Origin of the sequence: Pseudoalteromonas sp. HF66, assembly GCF_011806445.1 — a bacterium.
Taxonomy (GTDB): Bacteria; Pseudomonadota; Gammaproteobacteria; order Enterobacterales; family Alteromonadaceae; genus Pseudoalteromonas; species Pseudoalteromonas apostichopi.
Map to the genome: position 1 here is coordinate 1 of NZ_JAATOU010000033.1, position 18,400 is coordinate 18,400.

Genomic DNA, 18,400 nt, shown 5'->3' on the forward strand with positions numbered 1-18,400 from the left:
ATACACAGTGATAGTATTTAGTATTCGACAAACAGATTTGCCGCTTCCTTGCTAAAGCCATCGTCCACTCCTTGAACCGATAATTTAAAATGCATGGGCTGTAACTAAAGTGTAGACAAAAACTCTTGTGCTGCAAAAACAGTTAAGTGTAATGACTGTCTATTTAAATTTCCAAGAACAGTTAAGTGTAATGACTGTCTATTTAAATTTCTTCCCTTGGAATACAGCTGAGAGCTAGGCTTAAAGTGACTGTCCATGTAAAGAGTTAAACACTTTGTTACGGAAAAAAGCTGTTCAAATATCGTTAAAACCATATACTGCAAACAACAAGAAAAAAGATGAGGTTTTCTCGTGCAGTTCACTCAAGGTATGGAATACTTCTTTTCTGGCTTTAAGTTAATTAGCCAAAAGGGGTTGAAACGTTTTGTACTTATTCCTTTAACCATCAATATCCTGCTTTTTGGTAGTTCGCTGTTCTTTTTGTACGGTTGGCTCACTGATGGCTTTGCTTACATGAACTCGTTATTACCAGAATGGCTTAGCTGGCTCGAATGGCTAATGTGGCCGATTGCCGTGCTGGTGATTTTATTTAGTTACAGCATGCTCTTCACGGTTATTACGAATTTTATAGCAGCCCCATTTAACGGCCTGCTCAGTGAAAAAGTTGAGCTTTACTTAACTGGGCAAAAAATTAATGACGATAGCCTTTTCGATACAATGAAAGATGTGCCACGCATGCTAGGACGAGAGTGGACAAAACTTTGCTATTACCTACCACGCGCTATTGGCTTTTTTATTTTATTGTGGATTTTACCTGTGATCGGGCAAGTTTTATGGGTGCTTTTCACCTGTTGGATGTATGCCGTTCAATATGAAGACTACGCTTTCGATAACCATAAAATTAGCTTTAACGAAATGAAAGGTGACTTAAAGCAAAAGCAAACCTTGTCCTATGGTTTTGGTTTAGCTGTAATGATTTTAACAGCAATACCAATTGTTAACTTAATTGTCATGCCTGTTGCAGTATGTGGAGGCACACGTTTATGGGTCGATAATTACCGAAGTAAATATCGAACTTAAATTAGATGTTTAATCGTCTAATAAAAAGGCCAATAGTTTTAGCTATTGGCCTTTTTATTTTCAAATTAATGCTAACTGTAAAGGCTTTGTGGAACCTTAGTTACATTCAAATGTACTGTGACCTCTTCACGATCGTGATACAAATGCTTGGCTTGCAGCTCGTAGCTCACTCCATATTTATCAAGCTCTTCTTTGATCATTTTCAAACATTCGTAAACGCTGTCAAAACGTTTTTTCATAGGCAACTTGAGATTAAAGATTAGCTCTTTAGCGTAGGCATTAACTGCCCAATCAATCATAAGATTAGTCACTTTTGTCGGCTTCTCTACCATGTCACACACTAACCACTGAATATTGCGCTTTTCAGGGCGATATTTAAAACCATCTACTCTGAAGTGCTTAACCTGCCCTGTTTCCATCAAATCATCATTCATTGGGCCATTATCGATTGCGCTTACAAACATTCCACGGCGCACTAGCTGATAAGTCCAACCACCTGGGCAAGCGCCTAAATCAACGCCTCGCATGCCAGGTTGCATACGTTCTTCGGCTTCATGGGGGGGAATAAACACGTTAAAGGCTTCATCGAGTTTTAAGGTAGAGCGGCTCGGCGCATCATTAGGCATACGTAAGCGCGGAATACCCATAAAGAAAGGCGAGTTGTTAAATGTATACGAATAGCCGACATAAGCACTGTCATTTGCTAAAAATAACACATGCATTACTGGTTTCTTCTCTGCAAGCTCGCGAGTTACCTTCGAGCGCTTTTCAAGCGACTTTTTCAGTGGCGTCGAAATCTTTTTGCAGAACTTAGACAGCTCTTTACCTTCGTTAGTATCGGGCGTTTCTACGCGTAAGTCACCACATTCAGGAAAGTCAGCGGCAGCATCAACAATGGCACTAACACGGTCTTCAAGTGGCATATTATCCACTAGAGTGCCAGTAAACCATTGACGCGCAAATACCATATTTTTGAAGTCGACTTTTTTTATGATTTCATCGCCGTGACTTGCATCAAAACATTCATAAACAACAATACCTGTATTTGGTTTTGTTTTAACGTAACCTGCAAAGCCTTGTTCAGCAGCTTGAAAGGTAATTTCAGCAGCGGCATCATTTTCAAAACCACTGCGACAATAAATAATTACACTCGACATAGATAACCCTTAAAACTTATATCGTGCGGCTTGAACTAACAAAATAGCCCAACCAATAATAAAACAAACGCCGCCAATAGGGGTGATAGGCCCAAGCCATTTCATGCCCGTTAATGCGAGTAAATACAAACTACCACTAAATAGAAACGTACCTGCTATAAAAAATCCACCAGCCCAACTTAGGTTCATGCCCCACTTAATTAAGATAGCAATAGCTATAAGTGCAAGGCCATGCACCATTTGATACTCAGCAGCTGTTTTAAAAATCCCAATTGCGTATTCCGAGACACGGTTTTTTAAACCATGAGCGGCAAATGCACCAAGCATCACCGAAAACATGCAGAATAAGCTGCCAACCATTAAATATAGTTTGATCATTGCTCATCTCCTGCCACTAAATTAATAATAAACTTTGCTGCATAATCAGCAGCTTGCTGTAGATTCTCTTCTTCAGTAATTCCACTTTTTTTACGTGGTTTTAGTGAATGATCACCATCTTTGAGAAATTTGATTTCTGGCGGATTAATCATTTTAAGATCAGCGAGCTCTTGCTGATTTCCAAATGTATCGCGCTCACCTTGCAGAACTAAAAAAGGACATGGTATGTCTGCAAAATGCTCTATACGAAGTTTTTCAGGTTTTCCTGGTGGGTGAAACGGATAACCAAAAGCCACAACTCCGGCTATTTTAGCTAGGCTCTGCTCGGTACAAAGCATAGAAGCCATACGCCCCCCCATTGATTTACCACCGATAAATAAAGGCAGCTCTGGCTGTCTCTCTCTCAGCACCTCTGCAAAGTATGCAAGCAACTTAGGAGCACGCTCTGGCGGTCTTCGCTTGCCTGTCTCTTTTGCAATTTGCATATATTGAAAATCAAACAACGCCACATCAATATTGAACTGACTAATAAGTTTAGCCATTGTTTGCATAAACTCAGAGTCGCTGCCCGCCCCTGCGCCGTGTGCAAATATAAACTGTGCACGGGCATTGCCCGTTGCACTTTTAAACCACTGTAACATGTTAATACTCTTGTTCTTGCTCTACTAAGCTCAGCATCCAGTCTTTGAAAGACACTATTTTACCAAGCTCTGTTTGCGATTCGCGGATCACTAAATAGTAAGCATTTTTACTTTCTAATGAGTGATTAAACGGTATGACAAGTCGACCTGCATCAATATCAGGTTTAGCTAATACGCTATTACCAATAGCAACACCCTGACCATGCACCGCAGCTTGTAATACCATCGATGAGTGACTAAAAATTGGCCCTTGGTTAACTTGCACATTACGCACACCAGCCGTTTTCATCCAAGTTTTCCAATTTTTACGGGTCGTATCATGCAATAACGTATGATTCGCCAAATCACTTGGTTGATTGAGTGGCTTAGGGCCTGTTAATAATAATGGGCTACATAAAGGCACCAGATATTCAGTGTGCAGCTTATAAGTTTGCACCCCACTCCAGTGACCTCGGCCATAATAAATGGCAATATCGACATCGTCAGAAAGTGAATTCTCATCCTGATCTTGCGCTTTAATTCGCACATCAATCTCAGGGTGTAATTCATTAAATAAACTAAGTCTGGGCACTAACCATTGAATCGCAAAACTTGGCGTTAAGCTCACTGTCAGTGAACCTTTCGCACCTCGTGCAAGCAACTTTTCTGTAGCATCAATCAGCTGGGTAAAAATCTCTTTAATATCTAAAAAGTAACCTTGCCCTTCTTCGGTCAGCAATAACGAGCGATTTTTACGCAAAAACAGTTTTAAACCTAAATGCTCTTCTAGGGTTTTAATTTGGTGACTCACCGCTGCTTGCGTTACATACAGCTCTTCTGCCGCTTTAGTAAAGCTCAAATGACGAGCCGCAGCTTCGAATGCTTTTAGCGCATTTAAGGGAGGTAAACGACGAGACATAATCACCAAGCTTAGAATTAGTTTTTCTTATGCGTCGATTATAGCGATACAAATAAAAAAAGGCGACCATGGTCGCCTTTTTCATACTTAAATAGCAAGATTACAAGTCACTAGCGCTAGTATCTAGTGGTGCAAAGCTCTTAACCAAGTCATCAACCGCTTTCATTTGCGATAAATAACCTTCTAGTTTACTTAGTGCAAGTGCACAAGGACCATCACATTTTGCTTCATTAGGATTAGGGTGTGCTTCAATGAACAGACCTGCAATACCTAATGCCATACCACTACGCGCAAGCTCTGCAGCTTGTGCACGGCGACCATCCGCAGAGTCAGCACGACCACCAGGACGCTGTAATGCGTGTGTTGCATCAAAGATAACCGGCGCCATAGGCTTCATGTCATCCATACCTAGCATATCAACCACTAGGTTGTTATAACCAAAGCTTGTGCCACGTTCACACAGCGCAACGTTGTTGTTGCCCGCTTCATTAAACTTTTTAATGATATGGCGCATTTCATGTGGCGCTAAAAACTGTGGCTTTTTCACGTTGATAATGGCGCCAGTTTTTGCCATAGCAACGACTAAATCAGTTTGTCGAGCAAGAAAAGCAGGTAATTGAATAACATCAACAACTTCAGCCACAGGTGCGGCTTGATGCGGCTCATGTACATCAGTGATTAAAGGCACATTGAAAGTAGATTTAATTTCTTCAAAGATTTTTAAACCTTCTTCCATACCTGGGCCACGGTATGAATTAATTGAAGAGCGGTTTGCTTTATCAAAAGATGCTTTAAACACATATGGAATGTTTAGCTTTGATGTTACTTCTACGTAATGCTCAGCAATACGCATCGCTAAATCACGTGATTCAAGTACATTCATACCACCAAACAGCACAAATGGCTTGTTGTTGGCTAATTCAATGTCGTTAATTTTAATTAACTGGTTGTTCATTTCTATTCCTTAAGGTGCAACAGCTTGAAGCATTAATCCACAAATATAAGCCATGTAAGTACCTACACCGTAACCCAAAACAGCAAGTAAAACACCTACTGGCGCGAGAGACGGGTGGAATGCTGATGCAACAACAGGTGCAGATGCTGCGCCGCCTACATTCGCTTGAGAGCCTACTGCCATATAAAACAGTGGTGCTTTAATTAGTTTCGCGACGATTAACATTAAGCTTGCATGAGTAATCATCCAAATCGCGCCCAGTACAAAATACATTGGCGAGTCAAAAATCGCGGTAATATTCATATGTAAACCAATTGAAGCAACAAGAATATATAAAAAGCTTGATGCTACTTTTGAAGCACCAAAGGCTTCAATATGGCGAACTTTAGTAAATGATAAACTAATACCTATGGTGGTAGAAATAACAATCAACCAAAAGAATTTACTATTTAAACTATACTCTTGCGCCCAAGGGAAATTAGCCCCAAAAAACGGACCTAAAAAGTCTGCACAAAAATGAGCAAGGCCAGTAATACCAAAGGCAATAGCAATAATCGTCATGTAATCATTTAAGGTTGGCATACGCGCATGCTCAGCATGATACTTTTCAACGCGCTCTTTTAAATCTTCAATTGCACGAGTATCTGCCCCTGTTTTGGCATCAATCGCCTTATGATTAGCTGCCATTAATAACAACACCGCCATCCATAAGTTCGCCACGATGACATCAACAGTTACCATTGCAGAGAAAATATCACCGCCCACTTCAAACATTTCTTTCATTGATGCTTGGTTTGCACCACCACCAATCCAGCTACCAGCAATGGTCGTCATACCGCGCCATACAGCATCAGGGCCATGGCCTCCGACAGCTTCAGGGTAAACCGCACTCATTACTAAGATAGCGAGTGGTCCACCAATAACGATACCCATGGTACCCGTTAAAAACATTATTAATGCTTTAGGGCCAAGGTTAATAATGGCTTTTAAATCAATACTAATGGTCAGCAATATTAAGCAGGCTGGCAGTAAATAACGTGATGCAACAAAATAAACATTTGAAGAGTGACCATCAACAATACCAAAGGTATTCAGTAATGATGGTAAAAAGTAGCAAAGTAATAATGCCGGTACGTATTTATAAAATTTTTGGCACGCAGCATTATTACTGTGAGAGGTTTTAAAAATAAACCCCAAAATAACGGCAAGCAAACCAAGTACGACTGCGTCATTGGTAATTAGCGCACTGTGGGCGTCAGTCATAAATGTTCCTTTAAAATTAGTGGTGTGTATTATTGTTGTCTTCTATTTCAGCAATTTGATGCTGAATAACTTCGATAGCAGGATCATCTGGGCACTCGTTAATAAAGTACTGCAAATCATCGCGGGCCATTTTTGGGCAATCTAGCTGATTAAGTAAATAACCACGGTCACGACGCTCATAAGGGTCATCACCAAGTAATTCCATCAACATTTCAACACAATGCAAAGCATGACCAAATTTACTTTCGCTAATAAAAGACCATTTTTGCTGAGCTAAATATAATTTATATAGCTCTTCATCAAAAATCAGCTCAAGAGGTTCTTGTTCATCACCATTTTCTTCACACGCATTCTCTGGTGTTATATACCAGCTCTGCTGTCCCGTGCTGGGCTCAATTAAATAACCTTCTTCATCACTCATACCAACATGAACGTGCACGTCTCCTTGACTAAGAGTAACAGTCGCGTCCAATTCAGCATGTTGCAATAAATGACAAAGTAAAACTGCCAGCGTGGTTTGTGTACCACTGCGCATGGTAATGGTGTAGCTAAAACTATTTAACGTATACTCAGGCACTTTTAAGCTTGATGAGCTAAATAGCCATTGTTGATAAAAGGTATCAAGTAACTTATCGAGACGCTCATGTGGCTCTTTTAATTCAGCGCAAAGAGCTGTTACCGTGTCTTCAAGCTCATTGAGGGTGTCATAACAGGCTGTTAAATCAGCTTGATGATCCCACTTCAATTCAGCGTCGATACAACGATAAAGCACTTTCGAAGAAAATGCGTCAAAGGCCTCTTCTTGATAGGATTCATTTTGATCTTCAAACCAAGGGGTGGTCATTTATACTGCTACATCTCTTACAAAAACGAACAGCTAGTTTACCTACTTTTCCCCTAAGTTACCAATACTGAGCGATGAGATATAAAAAAGCGGTATGACAACCTAGGCCATCAAATACCGCTTAGAGATTCTTAAAGAAGAAGTGCTGTTTTAGCAGAGGCTAAATAGCCAATTGCCAATAAGATGAGTGTGGTGATTACAAGTAATACGAGCTTCGCACTTTTTGCATTTTGCTTAGCAGCAACAACACCTAACACAATGTATGCAATAACTAAGATTATCTTTTCTAATAACCAAGACTGCTCTAAAGGGTTAAGTCCTGCCATCACAATCAATACCACTGCAGAAACTAGCAGTAAAGTGTCGATACTATGACTACCAATAAATACCACTTTATTTTTTGCCAAAGTGCCCGATTTTAAGCGTGAAAACGAACGAACGTAAAATAAGATAATACTCAACACGGCAAACAGCATGTGAGTATGTTTTACTGCTAAATAATCCATATGCCCCTAATTTTGTTTTAATTAATCTGGATAACGTACAAGTACGTCTTCTATTTCTTTAACCCGCTGATTAAACACTTCAATTAACTTCGGATCAAATTGTTTGCCCTGTTGCGAGTTAATTTCCTTGATTACATCTTCAAGTGACCACGGCTCTTTATAACAGCGTTTATGACGTAGCGCATCAAACACATCAGCTAATGCTACAATGCGACCTGCAATTGGAATTTCCTCACCTTTTAAACCTTTCGGATAGCCTGAACCATCCCAACGCTCATGATGTGATAAAGCAATAATGGCTCCTGTATTAACAATGTCACGATTTGAATCTTTTAAAATTAAATGACCTTTTTCAGCATGCTGCTGCATGATAGCCCATTCTTCGTCGGTGAGCGGCCCTGGCTTATTTAAAATTGCATCAGGAATACCCACTTTACCTACATCATGTAGGGGCGCTGCTAAGCGAATAAGTTCAGCTTCGCGTTTGGGTAAACCATAGCCCAAGGCCAATTCATAGCAAATGTGCGAAACACGTTTTACATGGTTACCGGTTTCCGTTGAGCGTTGCTCTAACGCTTCACTAAGCCTAAATACTAACTCTTGCTGTGTTGCTTCAATTTCAGATTGTAACTGTACATTTTCATACGCCAACTGCACATTTTGTGAAAAAATTTCAATCAGATGACGCTGAGTGTCTGTTAAATGCTTAGGGATACCGGAAATAAATAACATCGAGTTGTGATTACATTCACTACAACAATAAGCAAATAAATAATTTTCACGGTAGACGATGGTTTTTTCGTTCAATGCTTGCTGGCAGGCTTGCAACTGCTCATTATCTAGGACTTCTTCGATAGCCTTACCTTCACTACGTTCAAACTCACCACGCCCCGAAAATACCACTAACTTCTTTTGATTATCCTGCGGGTTACTGGCAACTAAGCTTGTTGCATACATTGCTTGATCTACAGTACCGAGTAATGAGGTGAGTTGTTGCATCACCCCTTCAATAAAGCTCTCAAGTGAATGAGTTGAGAAAATATCACGTGATGCTTTAATAATTTTTTCAAGGCCTTGACGAGATTGCTCAATCGATAAAATGTCACGGTAAGAACGTAAACTCGACATAACCACGGTAAAAAGTTTTTGTGCAGTTAGCTCAGTTTTTGACTTGTAGTCATTGATATCGTAGTTAACTATCACTTGTCGCTCAGGTGCTTGACCTGGCTGACCGGTACGAAGAATGATACGAATGTGATTATTTTTTGCAGTTTCGCGAATAAACTTAGCAACCCTAAGGCCTGCGTCGTCAGTTTCCATTACCACATCAAGTAATACGATGGCAGCATCTGGATGCTGCTCAATTACCTCTTTGGCTTCTTCACCCGAATAGGCACTAATAAACTCTAAGCGTTTATCTTGAAATTCAAAGTCACTCAACGCAAGCTTTGTTACGGCATGTACTTCTGGCTCATCATCGACGATGATGACTTTCCAACTACCCTGAACCACCTCATTAACTTCATCAAGTGCTTCATCCGAAAACAAAAAATCATCCATTGTATGGGACCCTCAAAGGCTATGTACGCACAGTGCTCTTCATGATTATTTAGGCCATTGTGCTAAGGTTACACGGTCATTACCGCCAAGATCTTTAATTGTAAGTATATGGCTATACGACATTTGTGCAAAAAATTCTTGTACCTTCACACTTTGTTTGTAGCCATGTTCAATTAAAAGATAGCCATTTGTCGTTAAATAGTCACGCGCGCTAGTAATAATTTGTTTAATATCAGCCATACCGTCATCATCTGCAACTAATGCAGAGAGCGGTTCAAAGCGAACATCACCTTGGCTTAAGTGCTCATCATCATGTTCAATATACGGAGGATTGCTGACAATTAGGTCAAACTTTTCTGTACTTACTGCACTAAACCAATTGCTCAACGTAAAAGTGGCGTTGTTAATACTAAGTCGTTGTTTGTTCTCTTGGGCAAGCTCAACTGCATCAGCAACTCTATCAACCCCTGTCACCTGCCAACTTGGCATTTCACTGGCTAATGCTAAGGCAATTGCCCCTGTTCCCGTGCCTAAATCAAGCACCTTGGCATCAGCAGGTAATTCAAGACCTAAAGCATACTCAACTAAAGTTTCGGTATCGGGTCTTGGGATCAAAGTCGTTGGGTTAACCTTCAAAGGAAGGCTCCAAAATTCACGAAAGCCAACAATGTGAGCAACAGGTTCACCATTTAAACGGCGCTGACATGCTTTTTCAAAATCAAGTTGTTGCTGTTCGGTAAGTTGTTTTTCTGGCCAGGTAAATAAGTAACTGCGTGGTTTATCAAGAATGGATAATAAGAGGACTTGTGCGTCTAGCTTAGCACTGTCGCTGCTAGGCGTTAATAACGCCGTTGCAGCAACAATTGCTTGTTCAATGCTTTGCGGCACGATTATTCATCGCCCATCGCAGCAAGTAAATCAGCTTGGTGTTCTTGCATTAGAGGTTCAATAACACTGCCCAAATCACCTGCAACTACTTCATTTAAACGGTAAAGCGTTAAATTAATACGGTGATCTGTGATACGACCCTGCGGGTAATTATAAGTACGAATACGCTCAGAACGGTCACCACTACCTACTAGGTTACGACGCTCTGATGCTTCAGCCGCTTGACGCTTTTCATCTTCAGCTTGTTGTAAGCGCGCACCAAGTACTGACATCGCTTTAGCACGGTTTTTATGCTGTGAACGTTCATCCTGACACTCTACAACTACGCCCGTTGGAATATGCGTAATACGGATTGCTGAGTCGGTTTTATTTACGTGCTGACCACCGGCACCCGATGCACGGAAAGTATCTACTTTAATATCCGCAGGATTAATCTCAATTGCTTCCGCTTCAGGAATTTCAGCCATGACTGCTACAGTACACGCAGATGTATGAACACGGCCTTGCGATTCTGTCTCTGGTACACGTTGTACACGGTGCGCACCTGATTCGAACTTAAGCTGACCATAAACACCTTCACCTGAGATATGTGCAATCACTTCTTTATAACCGCCGTGCTCACCTTCATTAGTACTAACGACTTCCACCTTCCACTTTTTAGTTTCAGCGTAGCGACTGTACATACGGAATAAGTCACCTGCGAAGATAGCAGCTTCATCACCACCGGTACCGGCACGAACCTCTAGGTAGACGTTATTATTGTCTTTAGGGTCCTTAGGTAACATTAGAATTTGGATTTCGTCTTCTAAAGCAATTATTTGTGCTTTTGCTTCTTTATATTCTTCTTGCGCCATTTCACGCATATCAGGATCAGAGTCTTTTAACATTTCTTCAGCAGTAGCAACATCATCTTGTGCTTGTTGGTAAGCTAAAAATGCTTTTACGATTTCTTCTAATTCTGAGTATTCTTTAGATAAGGCACGAAAGCGATTTTGGTCGCTGATCACAGAGGGGTCGCTTAGTAGCGCTTGCACTTCCTCATAACGCTCAACTAAGGTTTCTAATTTTCTATAAACAGACTCTTTCATTTAACGACTATTCCTGATCAATACCTAACATTTTCTTTAATTGGCTTAACTCCGCTGCTTCACCTTTTTTAGCAGCATCTTGAATGGCACGGGTAGGTGCGTGCATCAAGCGGTTGGTCAGTTTGTTTGCCAACTCGAGTATAACTTTTTCAGCTTCTTTACCTGCTTGCAGCTGGCCTAAGGCTTTTTCGACTAGTTCTGACTTTATATCTTGTACATCGTTACGATAATGGCGAATTAAATCCACCGAATCGAGTGAACGCAACCACATAGCAAATTCATCGGTACGTGAGCGAATAATAGCTTGTGCTTGCTCAGCAGCCTGCTCACGGGCGGCGATATTCTCGCTTACTATGGCTTGTAAGTCATCAACTGAATACAAATAGGCCGCATCTAATTCGCCTACTTGGCTCTCGATATCACGTGGTACTGCAATATCAATAAATAACATTGGTTTGTGACGGCGCTTTTTCAGCGCTTGTTCTACTACCCCTTTACCAATGATGGGCAAAGTACTGGCGGTTGAACTAATTACAATATCTGCATCATGTAAACGCTCAGGTAACTGAGCTAATGCAATGACATCCGCATTAACATCATCTGCTAACGTTTTAGCTCGTTCAATAGTACGGTTAGCAACTGTTATTTTTTGCGGATCATTTTGGTATAAGTGTTTAGCAACCAGCTCTATCGTCTCACCAGCCCCAATAAGCAATACATTGGTCTTATCTAATTTGCCATAAATGTGCTTAGCAAGATTAACAGCTGCATAAGCAACAGATACCGCACTGGCACCAATATCAGTTTCGGTACGAACTTGTTTTGCAACTGAAAATGTTTTTTGAAATAAACGGTCGAAGGTTACACCTATCGCATCATGGGTTTTCGCATTATGGTAAGCTTGCTTTATTTGCCCTAAAATTTGCGGCTCACCGAGTACTAACGAATCTAAACCACATGAAACCCGCATTAAATGGTTAATTGCTTCATGATCTTCATGATAATAAACATTATTGCTCAGTTCCTGTTCATCCAACCCATGGAAACTGGCTAACCAGTGCAACAGGGTTTGGGAATTACGCTCGGCAAGGCTACAATAGATTTCAGTTCGGTTGCAGGTCGAAACAATAACCGCCTCATTAAAATGCGAGTGACCACTTAATTGCTGCAACGCCTCAGACATTTGCTCTGGCGAAAAAGCGACTTTTTCACGTAATTCTACGGATGCGGTTTTGTGATTTATACCAAGTGCTACGATGGTCATATGTACCAAATATTGCTAAGCCCAGCTGTAAAGGCGTTAATTTTACCAAAAATCAGCGGAATATGGAAAGTAAGGAACGACATTTGATTAAACAATATTTGATTTTATTCATATTTTTTTTATTTATAGGTGGCTGTGCGCAAAAAATTTCAACAGTTGATTACATTTATCCCGACTGGAAAAGCCGATTAGAACAACAAGCTCAGTGGCAAGTACAAGGCAAAATGGCATTTATTAGTACAGAGCAACGCCAATCCGCCAATTTAAATTGGCAGCACGATGAGCAGCACAGTGAAATGGTACTCACCAGTTTTATTGGTACTCGCATCCTATCTTTAAAACAAAATGCACAAGGTGCTGAACTTGAATATGATGGCGATGTTTATACAGATAGTGATGCCTCAATGTTATTATATCGCCTAACAGGTTTTTCAATCCCATTAGATAACGCGGCAAAATGGCTAAAAGGAACTGTAGAAAACGAACAAGCCAGCTTTGATGAGCAAGGTCGTTTAAAAAAACTTATATGGCAAGCTCAAGATGGTCAGCAATGGCAGATTAGCTATTCAAATTACATCAAACATAATGGCTATTGGCTTCCTGTTAAGCTAAGCCTTAAAAACCAAAAAATTCGTATTAAAATTCAACTTAATGATTGGCAGTTAAATTAATAATGACGCAAGCTTCAACCGCCCCGCTAACTTTAATAGCACCAGCAAAACTTAATTTATTTCTTCATATTAATGGTCGCCGTGAAGATGGCTACCATGAACTAGAAACTTTATTTACCTTTTTAGAATTTGGTGATGACTTAACATTTACAGTGACCAATGATCTGGACATAAATGTAAAGGGTGATACCAGCGGCATTGAGTTAACAGACAATCTTATATACAAAGCAGCCCGTTTATTACAACAGCATTGTGATTGCCAACAAGGCGTTTCTATAGAATTATTAAAACGCTTGCCTATGGGCGGTGGCGTCGGTGGTGGTTCATCCGATGCGGCCACTACCCTATTAGCTCTCAATAAGCTATGGGGCTGTGATTTATCACTCGCAGAGTTAGCAAAACTTGGAGTAACATTAGGCGCCGATGTTCCGGTGTTTATTAATGGTCACAGCGCGATTGCTCATGGTATTGGCGAGCAGTTAGAAAATGTTGAATTACCGCGAAGCTGGTTTTGTGTTATTCATCCAGGGGAACATGTCAGCACCGCGAAAATTTTTACTCACCCTGATTTAAAACGCGACACTCCCAAGCTAAAAGCAGACTGGCAAATAGAAAATTTAGGCAACGATTGTGAGGCTTTAGTTAAAAAGCTCTGCCCCGAGGTTGAAAAAGCCCTGCAGTGGTTGCTAAAATACGCACCGTCAAAGATGACTGGTACAGGCGCTTGCTGCTTTGCTGAGTTTTCAACCGAGGCAGAAGCACAACAAGTTTTAGCTCAATTACCAGAAAAATGGACAGGTTTTGTTGCAAGTAGTGCTACACTTTCACCTGCTCATACAGCATTAAATGCTCACTTTGAAATGAAGTAACGTACAAGTAAATGTTAACCTGCTTTGGTGCCTACCATAGCCTGTTAGTCCCAAAATTCAGTGCCTGAGGAACCCTACCGTGCCTGACATGAAGCTCTTCGCTGGTAACGCAACACCTGAGCTAGCTCAAAAAGTTGCAAAACGTTTGTATATTGAATTAGGCGATGCTGTTGTTGGCCGTTTTAGTGACGGTGAGATCAGTGTTCAAATTAATGAAAATGTTCGTGGCTCTGACGTTTTCATTGTCCAATCAACCTGTAACCCCACTAACGATAACTTGATGGAGCTTATCGTTATGGTTGATGCCCTACGTCGTGCATCTGCTGGACGTATTACCGCAGTTATTCCTTATTTTGGTTACTCACGTCAAGACCGCCGCGTGCGTTCTGCGCGTGTTCCAATCACAGCTAAAGTAGTTGCAGATTTCCTTTCAAGTGTTGGGGTTGACCGCGTTCTGACGGTTGATTTACACGCTGAACAAATCCAAGGTTTCTTCGACGTACCAGTTGATAACGTATTTGGTAGCCCAGTGCTACTTGAAGATATGAAAGAACGCGACTTCGATGATGTTGTGGTTGTTTCTCCTGACATCGGTGGTGTTGTTCGTGCTCGTGCAATCGCTAAGCTATTAAACGACACAGACCTTGCTATTATTGACAAGCGTCGTCCGCAAGCAAACGTTTCACAAGTAATGCACATTATTGGTGACGTTGAAGGTCGTGACTGTATCATCGTTGATGATATGATCGATACTGGTGGCACTTTATGTAAGGCAGCGGCAGCACTTAAAGAGCACGGTGCAAAACGCGTATTTGCTTACGCAACTCACCCTGTGCTTTCAGGTGATGCAGCTGAGAACATCCGTAATTCAGTGATTGACGAAGTTATCGTAACTGACTCAATTACATTAACTGATGAGCTTAAAGCAATTGATAAAATTAAAGTGCTTACGCTTGCAGATATGCTTGCTGAAACAATCCGTCGTATCAGCAACGAAGAATCTATTTCAGCGATGTTTGAACACTAATCAAAGTCACTGAAATACTATAAAAAGCACCGCCTAGGTGCTTTTTTTGTAGTCGTTATTTATTTTCCCTGAAAGGGGTGGTATGATAGCGCGCCTTTTGGCTGGGGACCTTGGTCGCAAAGGCCCTAAGACTATTAATTATTGGAGACATTATGTCAACTTACACATACAATGCAGAATTACGTACAGAAACAGGTACTGGTGCGAGCCGCCGCCTACGCCGTGAAGATAAAGTTCCTGCAATCCTTTACGGTGCTGACAAAGAAGCTGCATCAATCGTTCTTGCACACAAAGATATGATCAAAGCGCAAGAAGACGAAGGTTTCTACACGCATATCCTTACTTTAAACATCGGTGGCGAGTCAGTTGAAGCTATCCTTAAAGATATTCAACGTCACCCGTTCAAGCCTAAGATCACTCACTTAGACTTCCAACGTGTAGATGCTACTCACAAACTTCACACTAAAGTGCCAGTACACTTCATCGGTGAAGACAAAGTAACTAAAGCAGGCAACACAGTTGTTCACCAATTAACTGAAATCGAAATCACGTGTCTTCCTAAGTCACTTCCTGAGTTCGTAGAAGTTGATGTTGCTGATCTAGTAGCAGGTGATTCAATCCACCTTTCTGACCTTAAACTTCCTTCAGGTGTTTCATCTGTTGAGCTAGCTAAAGGCGCTGATCACGATCAGTCAGTTGTTACTATCAAAGCTAACAAAGCAGCTCCTGCTGAAGACGAAGCTTCAGAAGACGCTGCAGAATAATTTTTAAGGTGTAAACACCTTGAATTCTATTCAAATGCTTGTGGGCCTGGCTAATCCAGGCCCCGAATACGCAAATACACGCCATAATGCAGGTGCTTGGTTCATCGAAGAACTGGCTGCACGTTATAACTGCACACTCAAACATGATCCAAAATATCACGGCCTCACTGGCAAAGTGATTATTCAAGGCCAAGAATTTAAATTACTGATCCCTACGACTTATATGAATTTAAGTGGTAAAGCGGTGAGTAGTCTCGCTAATTTCTTTAAAATTCCTGTAGAGAACATTCTCGTTGCACACGATGAAATGGACTTAGAACCAGGGGTTGCAAAACTTAAAAAAGGTGGTGGCCACGGCGGTCACAACGGTTTAAAAGATATTATTGCGAAAATGGCAAACCAAAAAGATTTCATGCGTCTTCGTATTGGCATTGGTCATCCTGGTCACCGAGAAATGGTAACAGGCTGGGTGCTAGGTAAAGCTGCGAAAGACGATCAAGAAAAAATGGACGCCGCCGTTGACGAAGCAGTTCGTTGTATGGAAATACTTGCAAAAGATGGTGTGTTAAAAGCACAAAACAGACTACATTCATTTAAACCTTAATCCGTTTTAATGAAATTACACAAGGTATCTTACTATGGGTTTTAAATGTGGCATCGTTGGTTTGCCAAACGTTGGTAAATCAACACTATTTAATGCACTAACTAAAGCGGGTATTGAAGCCGCTAACTTCCCTTTCTGTACCATCGAACCAAATACGGGTGTGGTACCGGTTCCTGATGCGCGCTTAAATGATTTAGCCGCTATCGTAAATCCTCAGCGTATTTTACCAACGACGATGGAATTCGTTGATATTGCCGGTCTAGTAAAAGGTGCATCTAAAGGTGAAGGTTTAGGTAACCAGTTCCTAGCAAACATTCGTGAAACAGATGCGATTGGTCATGTTGTTCGTTGTTTTGAAGATGAAAACATTGTTCACGTTGCTGGCACAATTGACCCTGCTGATGATATTGATGTAATTAACACTGAATTAGTACTGGCTGATATGGACAGTGCTGACAAAGCCATTTTACGTAATGCTAAAAAAGCTAAAGGCGGCGACAAAGACGCTAAAGAACAAAATGCTGTTTTAGAAAAAGTGAAAGTACATCTAGATGAAGGTTTAACGTTACGTTCTTTAGAACTAACAAAAGAAGAACAGGCTGCAATTAAGCCTCTTAACTTCTTAACAATTAAACCAACTATGTACATTGCTAACGTAGCAGAAGATGGTTTTGAAAATAACCCTTACCTAGATAAAGTACGTGAAATTGCTGCTGCAGAAGATGCCGTTGTTATTCCAGTATGTGCTGCTATTGAATCTGAGTTATCTGAGCTTGAAGAAGAAGATAAATTAGAATTTATGGCTGACTTAGGTTTAGAAGAGCCAGGTCTTAACTTAGTGATCCGCGGTGGTTACGAGTTACTTAAATTACAAACATACTTCACTGCAGGCGTAAAAGAAGTACGTGCATGGACAATCCCTGTAGGTGCAACTGCGCCACAAGCTGCGGGTAAAATCCACACTGACTTTGAGCGTGGCTTTATCCGTGCACAAACTATCGCATTTGATGACTACATTGCGTTTAAAGGTGAAAGTGGTGCTAAAGAAGCAGGTAAAATGCGCCAAGAAGGTAAAGAATACATCGTTAAAGATGGTGATGTAATGAACTTCTTATTTAACGTATAAGCATTTTCGCTAGTTTTATTTTAAAAGGCTCGTTATTACGAGCCTTTTTTATTACCTAAGTTTTGCTAGCTTTGTAGATAGTGCTAGTCTTAAAGATGCCTGTCACTTTAGGGGATTAATGTTCTTTAATTTACGTGTATTGATTGCAAATCGTATTTTTACACATATGAGTTAAGCAAGCTGATCTCAACAACAGTTTAACCAGAAAGTTAATAAGGTCAGTATCAATTCAATCTACCCTATTGCTGAATTAATGAACCAATAATAGGTAAAAGTGCAAACTATTTTTAGCTAAAGTGCTTATTGAAAACCCTTAACTTTGACTTTTATGCGATTAAACAGCCTAAAAGAACACACTAACTAATTTTGCAACTTGATTTTTGTTTAAAAATCAATCAGATTTAAATCAGTGTAATAACAACCTCAAAGCAGATTGCAGTTTTAAATTGGCAAATAGCTGTCAAAAAAACAGCAATTCAAATGAAATTTAGCCACTTAGCTTAATTTTAGCGCAAACAAACACAGATAAGCGTTTTTTTGCAAAAAAGGTGTTGACGGATTTAGGTCATATCAGCATAATACGCCCCGCACTCAGCGATGAAGTGCTAACAAAAAAGATGGCTAAGTAGCTCAGTTGGTTAGAGCACATCACTCATAATGATGGGGTCACAGGTTCAAATCCCGTCTTAGCCACCATTCTTTTTGTTGCTCAATGAAGAGTTTAAAATAACTACCAGTACTTTAAGTACAAATGATGCGGGAGTGGCGGAATTGGTAGACGCGCTGGATTTAGGTTCCAGTAACTTCGGTTGTGAGA

At 40.6% G+C, this 18,400-nt stretch carries 19 protein-coding genes and 1 tRNA gene; 8 read left to right on the forward strand and 12 right to left on the reverse strand.

Features of this window, described 5'->3' with window-relative positions:
• The first annotated feature begins 351 nt into the window (after positions 1-351).
• Positions 352-1,080, forward strand: coding sequence for a sulfate transporter CysZ (gene cysZ, locus HCZ11_RS19130; RefSeq protein ID WP_130051189.1), 729 nt, complete (start codon positions 352-354; stop codon positions 1,078-1,080).
• A gap of 71 nt (positions 1,081-1,151) precedes the next feature.
• Here cysZ and rlmM read toward each other — a convergent pair whose 3' ends face one another.
• From rlmM to hemA, 12 genes are all read right to left on the reverse strand, one after another.
• Positions 1,152-2,237, reverse strand: a complete 1,086-nt coding sequence (rlmM, locus tag HCZ11_RS19135; RefSeq protein WP_130051188.1) for a 23S rRNA (cytidine(2498)-2'-O)-methyltransferase RlmM — start codon at positions 2,235-2,237, stop codon at positions 1,152-1,154.
• Positions 2,238-2,246: 9 nt separating this feature from the next.
• On the reverse strand, positions 2,247-2,615 hold the full coding sequence (locus tag HCZ11_RS19140; RefSeq protein WP_167659218.1) for a DUF423 domain-containing protein: 369 nt from the start codon (positions 2,613-2,615) through the stop codon (positions 2,247-2,249).
• Positions 2,612-3,256 (reverse strand): alpha/beta family hydrolase, encoded by a 645-nt coding sequence (locus HCZ11_RS19145; protein ID WP_130051187.1) that lies wholly within the window; start codon positions 3,254-3,256, stop codon positions 2,612-2,614. Before HCZ11_RS19145 ends, HCZ11_RS19140 begins: the two co-directional genes overlap by 4 nt.
• Before the next feature lies 1 nt (position 3,257).
• Positions 3,258-4,154, reverse strand: a complete 897-nt coding sequence (locus HCZ11_RS19150) for a transcriptional regulator GcvA (protein WP_063706073.1) — start codon at positions 4,152-4,154, stop codon at positions 3,258-3,260.
• Between the two features lie 100 nt (positions 4,155-4,254).
• The gene (kdsA, locus tag HCZ11_RS19155; protein ID WP_130051186.1) at positions 4,255-5,109 is read right to left on the reverse strand and encodes a 3-deoxy-8-phosphooctulonate synthase; all 855 of its coding nucleotides are present in this window, start codon (positions 5,107-5,109) and stop codon (positions 4,255-4,257) included.
• Between the two features lie 9 nt (positions 5,110-5,118).
• Positions 5,119-6,372: a DUF819 domain-containing protein gene (locus HCZ11_RS19160; protein ID WP_130051185.1), complete on the reverse strand. Its 1,254-nt coding sequence runs from the start codon at positions 6,370-6,372 to the stop codon at positions 5,119-5,121.
• Between the two features lie 16 nt (positions 6,373-6,388).
• Positions 6,389-7,216 (reverse strand): tetratricopeptide repeat protein, encoded by an 828-nt coding sequence (locus HCZ11_RS19165; protein WP_130051184.1) that lies wholly within the window; start codon positions 7,214-7,216, stop codon positions 6,389-6,391.
• A gap of 131 nt (positions 7,217-7,347) precedes the next feature.
• Positions 7,348-7,722 carry a SirB2 family protein gene (locus HCZ11_RS19170; protein WP_167659219.1) on the reverse strand — a complete coding sequence of 125 codons (375 nt, stop codon included), beginning with the start codon at positions 7,720-7,722 and terminating at the stop codon, positions 7,348-7,350.
• Positions 7,723-7,743: 21 nt separating this feature from the next.
• Positions 7,744-9,282 (reverse strand): response regulator, encoded by a 1,539-nt coding sequence (locus HCZ11_RS19175; protein WP_167659220.1) that lies wholly within the window; start codon positions 9,280-9,282, stop codon positions 7,744-7,746.
• A 45-nt stretch (positions 9,283-9,327) separates the two neighbouring features.
• Entirely contained in the window at positions 9,328-10,170 is an 843-nt protein-coding gene (gene prmC, locus HCZ11_RS19180; protein WP_167659221.1) for a peptide chain release factor N(5)-glutamine methyltransferase, read from the reverse strand.
• 2 nt (positions 10,171-10,172) lie between these two features.
• A complete protein-coding gene (gene prfA, locus HCZ11_RS19185; RefSeq protein ID WP_054551648.1) occupies positions 10,173-11,258 on the reverse strand; it encodes a peptide chain release factor 1 in 1,086 nt (361 codons plus the stop codon).
• Positions 11,259-11,265: 7 nt separating this feature from the next.
• Positions 11,266-12,522, reverse strand: coding sequence for a glutamyl-tRNA reductase (gene hemA / locus HCZ11_RS19190; RefSeq protein WP_175580517.1), 1,257 nt, complete (start codon positions 12,520-12,522; stop codon positions 11,266-11,268).
• An 83-nt stretch (positions 12,523-12,605) separates the two neighbouring features.
• On the opposite strand from hemA, the gene lolB reads away from it, so the two are divergent.
• The 7 genes from lolB (at position 12,606) to HCZ11_RS19225 (ending at position 18,279) form a co-directional block, all read left to right on the forward strand.
• Complete coding sequence (gene lolB / locus HCZ11_RS19195) at positions 12,606-13,193, forward strand: lipoprotein insertase outer membrane protein LolB (protein ID WP_130051179.1); 588 nt, start codon at positions 12,606-12,608, stop codon at positions 13,191-13,193.
• Between the two features lie 2 nt (positions 13,194-13,195).
• On the forward strand, positions 13,196-14,062 hold the full coding sequence (gene ispE / locus HCZ11_RS19200; RefSeq protein WP_130051178.1) for a 4-(cytidine 5'-diphospho)-2-C-methyl-D-erythritol kinase: 867 nt from the start codon (positions 13,196-13,198) through the stop codon (positions 14,060-14,062).
• Positions 14,063-14,141: 79 nt separating this feature from the next.
• The gene (locus tag HCZ11_RS19205) at positions 14,142-15,089 is read left to right on the forward strand and encodes a ribose-phosphate pyrophosphokinase (protein WP_130051177.1); all 948 of its coding nucleotides are present in this window, start codon (positions 14,142-14,144) and stop codon (positions 15,087-15,089) included.
• Between the two features lie 152 nt (positions 15,090-15,241).
• Complete coding sequence (locus HCZ11_RS19210) at positions 15,242-15,853, forward strand: 50S ribosomal protein L25/general stress protein Ctc (RefSeq protein ID WP_130051176.1); 612 nt, start codon at positions 15,242-15,244, stop codon at positions 15,851-15,853.
• A 19-nt stretch (positions 15,854-15,872) separates the two neighbouring features.
• Positions 15,873-16,457: an aminoacyl-tRNA hydrolase gene (pth, locus tag HCZ11_RS19215; RefSeq protein ID WP_082874093.1), complete on the forward strand. Its 585-nt coding sequence runs from the start codon at positions 15,873-15,875 to the stop codon at positions 16,455-16,457.
• Between the two features lie 34 nt (positions 16,458-16,491).
• Positions 16,492-17,583 carry a redox-regulated ATPase YchF gene (gene ychF / locus HCZ11_RS19220; RefSeq protein ID WP_130051175.1) on the forward strand — a complete coding sequence of 364 codons (1,092 nt, stop codon included), beginning with the start codon at positions 16,492-16,494 and terminating at the stop codon, positions 17,581-17,583.
• A gap of 619 nt (positions 17,584-18,202) precedes the next feature.
• A tRNA-Met gene (locus HCZ11_RS19225) sits at positions 18,203-18,279 on the forward strand.
• Positions 18,280-18,400: the final 121 nt, after the last annotated feature.